Raw genomic sequence first — 12,878 nt, forward strand, 5'->3', positions numbered from 1 at the left:
ATACAGATGAAAGTATTACATATATACAGAACTTGTTATCCGGAAACTAAAGGAGGGGTAGAGCAGGTTATACGTTATATTTGCCTAGGGCTTGGCAAACTTAATATTGAAAGTAAAGTGCTTTCAATAGCCAGTAATTCTGAAAATAAAAGATATTTTTTTGAGGGGACTGAAATTATTCTTTGCCCGAAGCACATTGAGGTATCTTCAAATACCTTTTCGTTCAATTTCAAGAAAGAATATAGAGACCTATATGAGTGGGCCGATATAATAAATTACCACTACCCTTGGCCATCTGGCGATCTGGTAACACTATGTGATACAAAAAGAAAGCCGGCAGTGATCACTTATCACTCAGATATAATAAAACAAAAAATACTAAAATGGTTATATCGACCGCTAGAACGATTTTTCCTTAACAGGGTTGATGCTATTGTTGCAACGTCTCCACAATATGCAGAAACAAGCCATAACTTACAACACTACAAAACAAAAACACACATCATACCACTTGCTATCGACCCATCTGAATATAATTGTTTAGATGTAAACTCACTGAAGGAAACTCGATTTCATCACCTTCCGTGTGACTATTTTTTATTCATTGGTGTGTTGCGGTATTACAAAGGACTAGAGTTCTTACTTGACGCAGCTAGTATAAATGGCCTGCCTGTTGTCATCGCAGGTAGTGGGCCACAAGAATCATTCCTTAGAAAAAGAGCCAAACAACTACAATTGAATAATGTACACTTTACTGGCTATATTAGTGAAAAAGAAAAATTGGAACTGATTTCACACTGTAAAGCATTTGTTTTCCCTTCATATCTAAGATCAGAGGCATTTGGAGTATCTCTTCTTGAAGCTCAGATCATGGCCAAACCACTGATTACATGTAATATAAATACAGGAACGAGTTACGTCAACATTCATGATCAAACGGGCTTGGTATGCAAAGCAGCCTGTAAAAATAGTTTATCCGAAGCAATGAAAACACTATCTAACGATGACGAAAAATGCATTGATCTAGGAATGGCTGGCAAAAAGCGGACATTAAAGTTATTCACTATAGATATTCAGGCAAAAGAGTATGCAAAGCTATATAAATCGATCATTTCAAAAAGTTGATATCAAAAATGAAAATTGGAATTGATTCAAGACCATTAAGTCATGAGATAACAGGAATTGGACGCTATACTCTGAATGTTATCAAGAAACTGATTTGTGATAATAAAAATATTACTTGGTATCTGTATTCTGACCGACCACTATTAGTAGATTTCAAAGAAAAAAATGTAGTCGTGAGGACGGGAAAATCATCCATTAGCCTAAAAAGTACAATATGGTCACAGTTGATCTTTCCATACTGGGTTAATAAAGATAACTTAGATGTATATTGGTCACCTCGTCATCACTTACCTCTGCTGCTTCATTTTAGCGAAAGAGTAAAAAAAGTAGTAACGGTACATGACATTGTATGGAAAAAACACCCAGAAACCATGTCAAGATTCGGGCTTATTATTGAACGATTACTTTTCAATCCTTCAACAAGAATCGCTGACACTATTATAACAGTCTCAGATTTCACAAAAAAAGAACTTCTAAGTTTAAGCCCTAGCCTTGAAGGCAAAACCAAAACAATTAGATTGGAAAGTTTTATTTCCAAAGAGAGAATGACAGAAATAAATACTAGATACACAAAAAAAAATTACATTCTTTTTGTAGGCACATTAGAACCTAGAAAAAACCTAAAAAACCTTCTCATTGCGTTTAAAGAAATAAGAATTAGAAATCAATCACTAACATTGATTATTGCAGGGAAAGATGGTTGGGGAGATGTTAGTATATCAAGTGAAATTCAAGAAATGGGATTAGACACAGATGTTCTAATAACCGGTTACGTTAGTGATGACACACTTTTGTCGCTTTATAAATTTTGTGATATATTAGCAATGCCATCGTTATATGAAGGGTTCGGTTTACCAGCGCTTGAAGCACTATCGTTAGGTAAAAAGGTCGTCGTTAGCCGTTACAATGCCATAGCAGATATTGAAGGCGATAACATATTCATATCTGATCTGGACAGCAAATCGATAGCAGAGACATTGAGCAATGCACTGGACTCCTCACCGCATCAACTTGCCTCTGTGGGTAACAATTGGTCGAAAATCGCAGAAATGCATGTCGAAGCATTCAATACAAATAAAGAATGAGGTTATAAGTTGTTCCTTGTAAGCAAAAATCATAGAGATATTATATTCTATAAGGCTAAAGTTCATCTAAAGTCTGAAGCATCAAATACATATTTGAGCTATCTTTGGTGGATTTTTGAACCCATAATTTCTCTAGGCATTTACTATTTAATATTTGGCGTCATTTTTCAACGAGGTACCGAAGATTTCATTCCATTTCTCCTTATTGGCCTTGTAACATGGCAGTGGTTTAGTAACATCGTCAGTCACTGTACCAATTCCATCAATGGAAATATCGCATTAATAACAAGCATCAGCTTCCCAAAAGTGATTTTACCCAGTGTAAACATTGTTATGGACACTGCAAAATTTTTGGTTGTATTTCTTATCTTACTGGTTTTCTTATGGATATATGGATTCCCTCCTACACTCGAGTACGTATACCTGCCACTCATATTTTTGTGCCAACATTTATTTAATACAATGATCGGCAATTTGGTCGCCGCAATTGTTCCATTTGCTCCTGATCTTAGAATCATAATTTCTAACATTCTTAGAGTCGCATTTTATATGTCTGGAATTCTTTATGCAGTTAAAGACCTACCTGAGCATGTTCAAATATACTTTGAGTTCAACCCTATGGCACAGATAATACAAGCATATAGAGACGTATTAATGCATTCTGGTAACTTTGAACTATCAAAAATACTACTCTATACACTATTCTGCTTTTTTGGTGTGATTTTCAGCCATTGGATTATTAGAAAACTTGACCCAATTTATCCACGAGTGTTGTTGCAAAAATGAAAACTCCCGTTATTACACTAAAAAATGTCGAAGTGACTTATAAAAGTGGCATTCCTTTGTTCGGTCAAACCAACATACATCGCGCACTGAAAAACATCTCTTTCGAAATCAATGAAGGTGATTCTCTAGGGATCATTGGTCGTAACGGCGTAGGTAAAAGCACACTTCTAAATCTTCTGAATGGTATTATAAAACCAGACAGCGGAATAATAGTTAACCATGGATACAGAACAGCTTTACTTTCACTGAGTGTGGGATATGACAATAATGTAAGTGGTTTTGACAATGCTATAATGAGCGGCATGCTTCTAGGAAGAACTAAACTTGAAATGCTAGAACTTATCCCTGAGATAGTAGAATTCTCCGAACTCGGAGACTTTATCTATCAACCAGTAAAAAATTATTCTACCGGTATGAAACAACGCTTGGGGTTCTCAGTTGCAACAAAAATTGATACCGATGTACTTCTTATCGATGAGATACTTGGTGTAGGCGACGCTCGATTTAAGAAAAAGTCCACCGAAGTAATGAAAAGAAAAATTCTATCGGGAGATACAGTTGTTCTTGTTTCCCACAATGCTCCCACAATAAAAGAATTATGTAACAAGGCTGTTTGGATAGAGGATGGCACAGTAAGGATCTCGGGCGACCCCAACCAGGTTGTAACAATGTACGAGAAATATATAACTAAGTAGAATCTCTTTTGGTGTGGGTTAACAGTGCTATTGAAAATAAATACAGACTCTATACAAAATGTCGCGATAATTGATTCGAATTATACTCTTTTCCTTTACTTATTAGTCATGGAAACACCATCAGATAAAACTTTATTTATTGTATCTGATGGGGTTTCCGCATATGTTAGATGCAAGCTAGATAATTGTGTCTACTTACCAGACGAAAAATTCAACAAAATGAGAAAAATGAGAGAAGTAATTAGGAATTCCATACTAAGAGCTTCTCCATTGATTATAAGGTTAAGAAGTAAAAAAGACATACAATACTATGGACAAGATCATACTTGGTTTTCTTTTATTTCAAATGGTCGGCCACTCACCCTAATCGAGGACGGTGCAGCAAACTATCAACCAATGTTTAAAAAGAGCTTGAAACACCATTTTCTTTCTTTACTTGGCTTTCCTTACAAAAAATTTGGAAGAAATGATAACGTTATTAAAATTTATCTTACAGGCATAAAAGAGACACCAAAAGACATACTGAAAAAAGTTGAAATCATTGATTTGACAGAAAAATGGCTTTCTTTAGACAGCATATATAGGGAATATGTGACATCGCTCTTTACATTAGAAGATAGCGACTTCTCGTTTAATAAAGGTAAAAGTATCAATGAAGATTTACTCATTCTGACTCAACCACTGAATCAGGATGGAATTATCTCGGAAAAGGAAAAAATTGATTTTTATTTAAGGGCAATTGAGAAAGTAAACCCTAAAGGTGAAGTTTGGTTTAAAAAACATCCAAGAGACAATACGGATTACAGCTTTTTGGAATGGAAAGAACTTGATTTTCAAGATTGTCCAATAGAAATCCCTATTCTAAAAGGTTTATACTTCAAAACTGTTGTAACTTATGATTCTACGTCAATTTATAGATTCAGTGAAAGCATAAGATATACTAAAGATAATGTATGAAGGCCAGTAGGTTAGGGCGAGATTACGTATGTTCAAATTTTGCTCAACCCTTTAACGCCTGCCTGTACTCATCGGCGCAGATGAGAGGCTCTTTGATAAGTTGTGCTTTCATCGCATCGATGATGACTTGAACTTTGCTGCCGAGTTGCACACACCAGTTGGCCAAGGTGGCGCGACTGATATCGATGCCGGAGCGATTGAGGATATCAACCTGACGGTAAAGTGGCAGTGCATCCACATATTTGGCGGTGACCACAGCGGCGAAGGCCTCCGCACTGCCTAGGCTTTTAGGGGTCATGCTCGCCGGCTTCCCGATGGTGAAAGCGTTGATGTCGGAGCAAAAGCAGAAAGAAGCTCAATGGCAGCAAGAGCGCCAATCCCTGATTGAGCAATTTAAACTAGCCCTTGACCACCAGTTCGCGAAACGCTCAGAAGCATTGAAGCCTTACCATGACGCACAGGGCGACCTATTTAATGAGGCGGAATGCGAAGCGGCGAAAGAAGACGAGGAGGTCGTCACGACAACGACCACCACGAAAAAACGCGGTAAACGCCAGCCACTGCCAAAAGACCTGCCACGCGACACCCTCGTGCTAGGTAAGCGGTTAATAAACCCCACATACCAATAATACACGTGCTTTGACATAGTGCCTTTTTTATCGGAGGCACTATGAACCAAGAGCAAAAACGCGCCCATTGGGCAGCAGTTGTTGAGCAACAAAAACAAAGCCCGCTATCCATCAAGCAATTCTGTGCAGACAGCGGCATCAGTTATCAAACCTTCTACTATTGGTCTAAGCGATTGCGTTCTCCTGACGCGACGCAGACACTTCAGCCTATCATTTTCAATGAACATGAAGATACGCAAGCTGAGTCGGTGATCATTACCTTTGCCAATGGTATTCGCGCTGAGTTACCAACAACACTGAGTGCCGCTCAGATCAAACACTGGGTGGATGCCTTGCAATGACCCCCTCTGGCAAGGTCTTTCTGGTCTCCGGTGTCACCGACATGCGAAAGTCTATCGATGGCCTGTCGCTGATTGTCGCCGAGCAGCTTGAAATGGATCCGTTCAGCGAAGCCTGGTTTATCTTCTGTAATCGGGGACGAGATAAACTCAAAATCCTCTTTTGGGATACCAACGGTTTTTGGCTTTACTATCGTCGATTGGAAAAAGGAACCTTCAAGTGGCCACATCCCAATCCTCTTGGCGTTATTACCATCAGCAAGCCCCAGCTTTATTGGCTGCTATCTGGGTTATCACTGGAGAACAACAAAGCCCATCGCCCCCTCAGTGGGCTAGAAGTGTGACGCTTGATACTGATCGTCATATTGCGCTTGAACGATCCGTTTTAGACGTCACACTGGGCATCATTCAGTGCTGTAAAATGATGCCCAATGACCGACTTTCCCGATGATATTGAACAACTTAAAGCCATGCTTCTTGCCAAAGATGCCTTGTTGCAGGCCAAAGAGGAGGAAGTCGCTGCCCTGAAAACCCAAGTGCAATTACTGGTTGAGCAACTCAATCTCAGTAAATCCAAGCGCTTCGCCTCCCAAAGCGAAAAAGTCGCCAAAGGGACGTTCAACGAAGCCGAGCAACAGAATGCGTTGCCCAAGCCTTCCACCGAACGCGGTAAGACGGGTCGAAAACCGTTGCCCGCCGACCTTGAACGTGAGGTGCAAAGCCACACCCTCAATGCCCCATATTGCGACTGTTGTGATGCGCCCTTGCATGAATGCGGCAAAGAAGTCAGTGAAACGTTGAAAATCCTGCCACAGCGAGTCAGTGTGATCCGCCATGAGCGCACCAAATATGCCTGCCGTCAGTGCGAGCAGACGGCAGAGACCAGCAAGGTCATCACCGCACCGAAGCCAGCGAGCATGATCCCCAAAAGCCTCGGCAGTGCGGAGGCCTTCGCTGCCGTGGTCACCGCCAAATACGTAGATGCACTGCCGCTTTACCGTCAGGTTGATATCCTCAACCGCTCCGGCATCGATATCAGCCGCGCCACCTTGGCCAACTGGTGTGTGCAGCTTGGCAGCAAAGTGCAGGTCATCATCGACACGATGAAAGCGCAGCTCTTACAAGAAATACTCATCTGCGCGGATGAAACCACGGTGCAAGTGCTCAGAGAGGAAGACAAACAAGCACAATCCAAATCCTACATGTGGGTCTATCGCAGTGGAGAGTTTACCTCCAATCCAGTGGTGATTTACGACTATCATCCGAGTCGAGCGGGCACCTGTGTGCGTGAGTTCCTCGGTGATTACACCGGCTATCTGCTATCAGATGGTTATAGTGCTTACGACACACTGAAAGACGTGACACAAGCCGCCTGCATGGCGCATGTCCGCCGTAAATTTACCGACGCGCAAAAAGCGTCACCGTCAACGAAAGCAGGGAAACCGGAGAAAGCCCTGACCTTCATCGGCAAACTTTACGGTATTGAAAAGCGAGCGAAAGGACTGTCTGCTGAAGCCCGCCAACAGCTTAGAGTGCAAGAAAGTCTGCCCATTCTGAATGATTTTAAAGCGTGGCTAGATAGTCAGCATGTGTTGCCCAAAGGTGCATTGGGTAAAGCGATAAGCTACGCCCAAAATCAGTGGTCCAAGCTGCTGACCTTCCTTGATGATGGCCACATCAGCATTGACAATAATGTGACGGAGCGGGATATCCGACCATTCACGACAGGCCGAAAAAACTGGATGTTCTCAACCTCAGTCGGTGGAGCGAAAGCCAGTGCCAATCTGTACAGTCTGGTGATGACGTGTCGAGCCAATGACATCAATCCGTATTATTACTTCCGGCATCTGTTTACAGCGTTGCCGACGCGTTCGCTTACCGATGATATGACGGATCTGATGCCGTGGAATGTTGATCTCAGTGGCATCGAGTAGGACTTCACCGGTTCATTAGCCGCTTACGAAGCAACGTTATACAATTGGCGTAATAAACTCCGCTCCGAAGGTAAACCCCCGGTGTCAGGATAGTTGTCCAGATCTTAGAACGCCCAAAAATCCAGCAATGGAGGGCTAACGAAGGACACTATGCCGAGATATTCCGAAGAAAGAAAAGCTGCCATCTTGAAGAAGCTACTGCCACCGCATAACAAAACCATTCCAGAAGTTGCTGCGGAGGATCACATCAGCGAAGCAACGTTATACAATTGGCGTAATAAACTCCGCTCCGAAGGTAAACCTGTGCCAGGTAATCAAAAAAATTCTGAACATTGGTCAGCTGAAGCCAAGTTCGCCACCGTCATCGAAACCGCCAGTTTGTCAGAAACTGAGCTTAGCCAGTATTGTCGCCAGAAAGGTTTGTACCCTGAACAAGTTAAAGCGTGGAAACTCGCTTGTATCAGCGGTGCGGGTCAAGCAGAGCAATCTAAGAAAGCAGAGCAGACAGAGCGTAGAGCGGATAAAAAGCGTATCCGAAAATTGGAAGCAGAGCTGCATCGTAAAGACAAAGCCCTGGCAGAAACGGCGGCGCTATTGGTGCTGTCAAAAAAGCTCAAGGCCTTGTACGGGAGCGACAGCGAGGAGGACTGACTCCTCTCGATATGCGCGAGACATTGCTGGCGCTTTTTGATGAAGCGGTTGCTAATGGCGCGCCTCAGTACAAGGCTGCAGACCTCATGCAAGTTCCACAGCGAACGTTGCGCCGCTGGCGTACGTCACAGGGTCATGTGTTGCCCGATCTTCGTCCTCTGGCTATCAGACCAGAGCCGAAAAACAAGCTGTCAGAGCAAGAGCGCCAACATATTCTGAATGTCTGCAATGAGGCTGACTATGCCAATTTACCGCCCAGTCAAATCGTGCCGAAACTGGCCGATCAGGGAGAATATATGGCCAGTGAGTCAAGCATATATCGTGTGCTGAAAGCTAACGACCAACTGCACCATCGAGGACGGGCGAAACCGCCACAGCCTACGACGGAGCCCGCTTCTCATGTGGCGACAAAGCCCAATGAGATCTGGACTTGGGATATCAGTTATCTGCCCGCGAAGGTTCGTGGTCTGTACTGGTATCTTTATATGGTCATTGATATCTACAGTCGCAAAATTGTGGGTTGGGAAGTCCATGACTGCGAATGCGGAACCCTTGCTTCTCAGCTGATTGAGCGAGCCACCTTCAGTGAACGCTGCTTCGTGAAGCCTCATTATTTACATTCTGACAACGGGGCCCCAATGAGGTCACTCACCTTGCGTGCAAAGCTTGATGAAATGGGCATCCGAACATCCTTCAATCGTCCGGGCGTTAGTAATGACAATGCCTATTCAGAGTCATTGTTCCGTACAGCCAAGTACCGGCCTAACTATCCGGAGCATGGCTTCGAAACGCTGGCAGAGGCACGTGAATGGATGCTGAATTTTGTAAACTGGTACAACAACGAGCATCACCACAGTGCGATTAAGTTCGTCACTCCAGCAGAAAGACACAGAAACTTAGATACAACAGTGCTGGCGAAGCGGCATGCCGTGTATCAGCAGGCGAAAGCCAAGCATCCTGAACGTTGGGCAAGGGAGACTCGCGACTGGTCACCCGTTGGTTCGGTAACACTCAACCCCAAAAGCACAGACAATAACGAACATGGCGGTCAAAAAAGAGCCGCTTAATTAGAAAATCTGGTCAACTACCTTGAAATCTACCGCATCCCTCCGGCCGATTACCGGAGGAAATTGGAGACCTCTAGCTATGCATTGTCTCGCTAAAGAGGAAGTGGGCAATATCCAATTCTTCTATGGGTCATCACAACATTTAATAGGTGAATATCTGATAGACCTACCAGATAAAATAACAAATAATTAAGTGGATGTTTGAATTTTATTTTCTTGCATACTCTAGCAACATCCTTATTGGTCGTGTGTATTTCCATATTGTTGAATTTTCTATATCGTGGTACATACACTTTACTGATTCTATTTCTTCTTTTAACTTTGCATTCTCCTTCTTAAGACCGTCATTATTTACTTCAGTCACTTCTAGCTTATCACTCAGGTTAGTATTAAAAACATGCAGGTTACGTATTTCTTCATTTAGAAAACTTAATTCCTTAGTGTTTGAAAAAGCCAATGATGAAAAAGCAGAATAGTTCAATTTAGGTTGTTTTAATGTATTAGTGCTTGCTGTCTTCTTCAACAGTATCCTCAAGTGTATACAATCATCATCAATATTTTTGTTGTGCAGATTATTCCCAATCAATTCTGAATTACTGATGTAACCCGAAACAGATGGACCACTAGATGCCGCATCTATCAACTTGAAGCTCTGCATGTTTTCGAATAATTCCAGTAAGAATTTCTTATCAAAGTGATTAAAGTGACCGCTTAAATTGTCATATCTATCACAGAGTAGAATTGAATTATCCTCCAGAGGTACTTCAATAAAAAGAAGGCCATCAACTTTCAACAGATCCGCAATAGAATCTAAGAAATCAATTGGTTCAAGAATATGCTCCAAAACATGTGAACACGTTATTAAATCCAAACCGCCGACCAAAGATTTAGAAATGGAATCAATATTATCCGCCAACTTAATGCTTGTATTATCATAATAATGAGCAACCTTCGGGTCGGGTTCAACTGCAAATACTTCTTCAAAATTCGCCGATAACAACTTGGGTAAAAATCCCACACCCGAACCAATATCTAAAACTGAGCACATAGCATCTTCTAGATGTATTTCCTGATAGTTTCTCTTTATAAAATCCCACTGAGAGGCTGCTCTTTTCTGAAAAAATAATATCTGAGATGATGACAGTAGTTTACGCTCATTTCTAAAGTCATAGTTATAATAAAGTTGCAGATATCGGGCTTCCACTGGTGAAGTTTGTCTAAATCCACATTTACCACACTCAAATGTTGGCAATCCAAACTCCTTATTTGATTTAATAAATTTAGAGCTTTCGTCACTCCCACAAATTCGACAGGTTAACTCACATGGTAACTTGATTGCTTCTACAAATGTGTTTTTTATAGGCGAATCATCTATTATCATCTTTGACATTTCATCATCAAATGATTCTTTATAGTCACTCAACTTAATAACCTCAAATCCAGACTGCTTTAAGAACTTTTTGACCTTGTTAAAGTACCACCCATTCATAGCTATTTTTTTACAGCCTTGACTCGAATAAAGTTCACCTGCCCACTTAATCAAATCATCTAGTTGCCGACAACTATAGTTTTCTATTCTTCCATACTCAGAACACACTCGCCCCAAAAGAAGACTTTCAAAAGTAGCTTCTTCAAGCTTGTCAATATCACACTGAAAATTTCCGATTTCGCCACTTATGTAAGAACCGATGATCTTCTCTATATCAAGAAATGAAATTCTTAACACGCCGCCGAACTTCAACAAACGATATATCTCACAAAAAAGATTCTGCGCACTTATATCGGTAATAACTTCTATAGTGTCAGCACAGAAAACCTTTTCCACACAAAAGTCATCAACTGGAATCCTTTCTTTGTCCTTAAATTCAAATTCGATATCGCAATAGGCATCTTTACCTAGAGTTTCCCAGCCGTTCTTTTTCCACCCATTAACAGCCCCTATGTTAAAATTCACTCCGTTACCATCCTTCTGACCTTCATCCTTTTTCAGCTAGTACTCACAATCTATTTTCCATATAATAATAAGGATACGTAGCTACCTATTTATCTAATGAACTTAATCTAAGCTACATTCAAATACTTCAAGATACCCTACTATATTATTTCCCACTAGTCGTAGAAATACATTCACTCTCTGATGCTTGCGGCCCGATCCTCACACTAGAGGGCAGACCTTAATCTCAAAAAAATGGCCGCTCCCTAACACCACAGCAACCGATGAACATGCCATCAAGCGAGTCGACCATTTTTTTGCAATGAACTGTTTCACCGACAAAAGATGACATATATAAAATGAATTCTGTAGTGGTCAAGCTAAATAGGGCACGGTTTTTTTTCTTACCAATAGAGCCTATGTGACTCATTTGGTATCAGGGCGCTTTTATATAGATGTGGCCTGAGTTGACTGCAATATGCCAAGATATATTTGATTATCTTAAACATCACGTGAACAAACCTCTGACAGCTCATTTCTGGTAGTCATTCTGTCTTGGAGCCGTGAAACAAACACTCCATAGAATATTGTCCCAGAAATTTGACGCCTAGTTAGAATTTTTTATCTGGTTACGCTAAAACAATTGAAGGTAATGGCGACTCATAAAATCTGCCTTGATCGCTATGGAGTGTCACGGCGTTGTTTCCTAAATCATTGAACTAATCCCAATAGCCGCGATCAGATCATCAGGACCTCAAACAGGTAGACGATGATGGGCAAATCCAAGCACAAGATCAGCAACTGGAAAGAATACAACCAAGCCCTGAAAAATCGTGGCTCGGTCACCTTTTGGATTGATGCTGCTGCCATCAAATCTTGGCGCTGCAATAAACACCATGGGAAGCGCGGTCGGGGTTTTCAATTCAGTGATGCATCGATCGAGACGGCATTGATGATCAAAGGAGTTTTCAAGCCACCTTTGCGCGCACTCGAAGGATTCATTAACTCGCTGTTTGTGCTCATGGATGTGCCGCTGACGTCGCCTTCTTATAGCTGTATAGCAAGCGAGCAAAGACCGTCGACGTCCACTATCGTTCTCCAAGCCGCGGGCCTATCGCTCATGTCATCATCGATGCCACTGGCTTAAAAGTGTATGGGGAAGGTGAATGGAAAATGCGTAAGCATGGTAAAGAAAAACGCCGAGTATGGCGTAAGTTGCACCTCGCTATTGATGCCGCTACGCACGAGACCATTGCTGCTGAAGTGATCTTGGATTGTGTCGGTGATAATGAAGTCTTACCAACGTTATTAAACCCGCTTCGTCGAAAGATTAAACAAGTGAGCGCTGACTGTGCTTATGATACCAAAGCGTGCCATCGTATTTTGAAAAATAAGGGGATAACCCCCACTTTTCCTCCCGGAAGTAACGCAGGTTTTTGGGAGGAAGGGCATCCTCGAAACACCGCAGTAAGAGCGCTAAAAGCAGTTACTCAGTCCAAAACTGACGATAAGAGATTACAACGCACAAGTCGGAGAAGCGTTAGCAAACGTCAAGGCCATGAACAAAGTCATAAGACTCGGTATGCCTGTTCGAAAATCAACTGGTTTGGGCGTTAAAACCATACAGGATCAATTCGTTAACTTAACGATTTGATCAACAAGGCCCCTAACATTTGAT

The 12,878-nt window shown here is 41.8% G+C and carries 10 protein-coding genes and 3 pseudogenes; 11 read left to right on the top strand and 2 right to left on the bottom strand.

Features of this window, described 5'->3' with window-relative positions; all coding sequences use genetic code 11:
• Nucleotides 1–6 precede the first annotated feature (6 nt).
• The 5 genes from AC3CIC_RS11540 to AC3CIC_RS11560 all read left to right on the top strand — a co-directional run bounded on the left by AC3CIC_RS11540 (nucleotide 7) and on the right by AC3CIC_RS11560 (nucleotide 4,648).
• Nucleotides 7–1,125 (top strand): glycosyltransferase, encoded by a 1,119-nt coding sequence (locus AC3CIC_RS11540; RefSeq protein WP_488514668.1) that lies wholly within the window; start codon nucleotides 7–9, stop codon nucleotides 1,123–1,125.
• 8 nt (nucleotides 1,126–1,133) lie between these two features.
• Complete coding sequence (locus tag AC3CIC_RS11545; RefSeq protein ID WP_488514669.1) at nucleotides 1,134–2,210, top strand: glycosyltransferase family 4 protein; 1,077 nt, start codon at nucleotides 1,134–1,136, stop codon at nucleotides 2,208–2,210.
• A gap of 93 nt (nucleotides 2,211–2,303) precedes the next feature.
• A complete protein-coding gene (locus tag AC3CIC_RS11550; protein ID WP_488515909.1) occupies nucleotides 2,304–2,996 on the top strand; it encodes an ABC transporter permease in 693 nt (230 codons plus the stop codon).
• Entirely contained in the window at nucleotides 2,993–3,691 is a 699-nt protein-coding gene (locus AC3CIC_RS11555; RefSeq protein WP_488514670.1) for an ABC transporter ATP-binding protein, read from the top strand. The genes AC3CIC_RS11550 and AC3CIC_RS11555 overlap by 4 nt, the downstream gene beginning before the upstream one ends.
• Nucleotides 3,692–3,799: 108 nt before the next feature.
• Nucleotides 3,800–4,648, top strand: coding sequence for a glycosyltransferase family 52 (locus tag AC3CIC_RS11560; protein WP_488514671.1), 849 nt, complete (start codon nucleotides 3,800–3,802; stop codon nucleotides 4,646–4,648).
• A gap of 67 nt (nucleotides 4,649–4,715) precedes the next feature.
• Here the strand turns inward: AC3CIC_RS11560 and AC3CIC_RS11565 are convergent.
• Nucleotides 4,716–4,958: pseudogene (locus AC3CIC_RS11565) on the bottom strand (IS66 family transposase); the annotation flags it as partial.
• On the opposite strand from AC3CIC_RS11565, the pseudogene AC3CIC_RS11570 reads away from it, so the two are divergent.
• The 5 genes and pseudogenes from AC3CIC_RS11570 to AC3CIC_RS11590 all read left to right on the top strand — a co-directional run.
• Nucleotides 4,945–5,244 (top strand): annotated as a pseudogene (locus AC3CIC_RS11570) (transposase domain-containing protein); the annotation flags it as partial. The pseudogenes AC3CIC_RS11565 and AC3CIC_RS11570 overlap by 14 nt on opposite strands.
• Before the next feature lie 74 nt (nucleotides 5,245–5,318).
• Nucleotides 5,319–5,618 (top strand): IS66 family insertion sequence element accessory protein TnpA, encoded by a 300-nt coding sequence (gene tnpA, locus AC3CIC_RS11575; RefSeq protein WP_407330990.1) that lies wholly within the window; start codon nucleotides 5,319–5,321, stop codon nucleotides 5,616–5,618.
• Nucleotides 5,615–5,959 carry an IS66 family insertion sequence element accessory protein TnpB gene (gene tnpB, locus AC3CIC_RS11580; protein WP_407330989.1) on the top strand — a complete coding sequence of 115 codons (345 nt, stop codon included), beginning with the start codon at nucleotides 5,615–5,617 and terminating at the stop codon, nucleotides 5,957–5,959. Before tnpA ends, tnpB begins: the two co-directional genes overlap by 4 nt.
• An 87-nt stretch (nucleotides 5,960–6,046) precedes the next feature.
• A complete protein-coding gene (tnpC, locus tag AC3CIC_RS11585; RefSeq protein WP_488514319.1) occupies nucleotides 6,047–7,549 on the top strand; it encodes an IS66 family transposase in 1,503 nt (500 codons plus the stop codon).
• Nucleotides 7,550–7,699: 150 nt separating this feature from the next.
• Nucleotides 7,700–9,267 (top strand): IS3 family transposase gene (locus AC3CIC_RS11590; protein WP_488514672.1). Its coding sequence is split into 2 segments (ribosomal slippage): nucleotides 7,700–8,153 and nucleotides 8,153–9,267, totalling 1,569 coding nucleotides; the frame shifts between segments, so codons are not numbered across the junction.
• 208 nt (nucleotides 9,268–9,475) lie between these two features.
• On the opposite strand, the gene AC3CIC_RS11595 is transcribed toward AC3CIC_RS11590, so the two are convergent.
• On the bottom strand, nucleotides 9,476–11,221 hold the full coding sequence (locus AC3CIC_RS11595; RefSeq protein ID WP_488514673.1) for a methyltransferase domain-containing protein: 1,746 nt from the start codon (nucleotides 11,219–11,221) through the stop codon (nucleotides 9,476–9,478).
• A gap of 751 nt (nucleotides 11,222–11,972) precedes the next feature.
• On the opposite strand from AC3CIC_RS11595, the pseudogene AC3CIC_RS11600 reads away from it, so the two are divergent.
• Nucleotides 11,973–12,854 (top strand): annotated as a pseudogene (locus AC3CIC_RS11600) (IS5 family transposase).
• The last annotated feature ends 24 nt before the right edge of the window (nucleotides 12,855–12,878 follow it).

The sequence above is a fragment of the Enterovibrio sp. QJM3NY_24 genome, assembly GCF_057786035.1.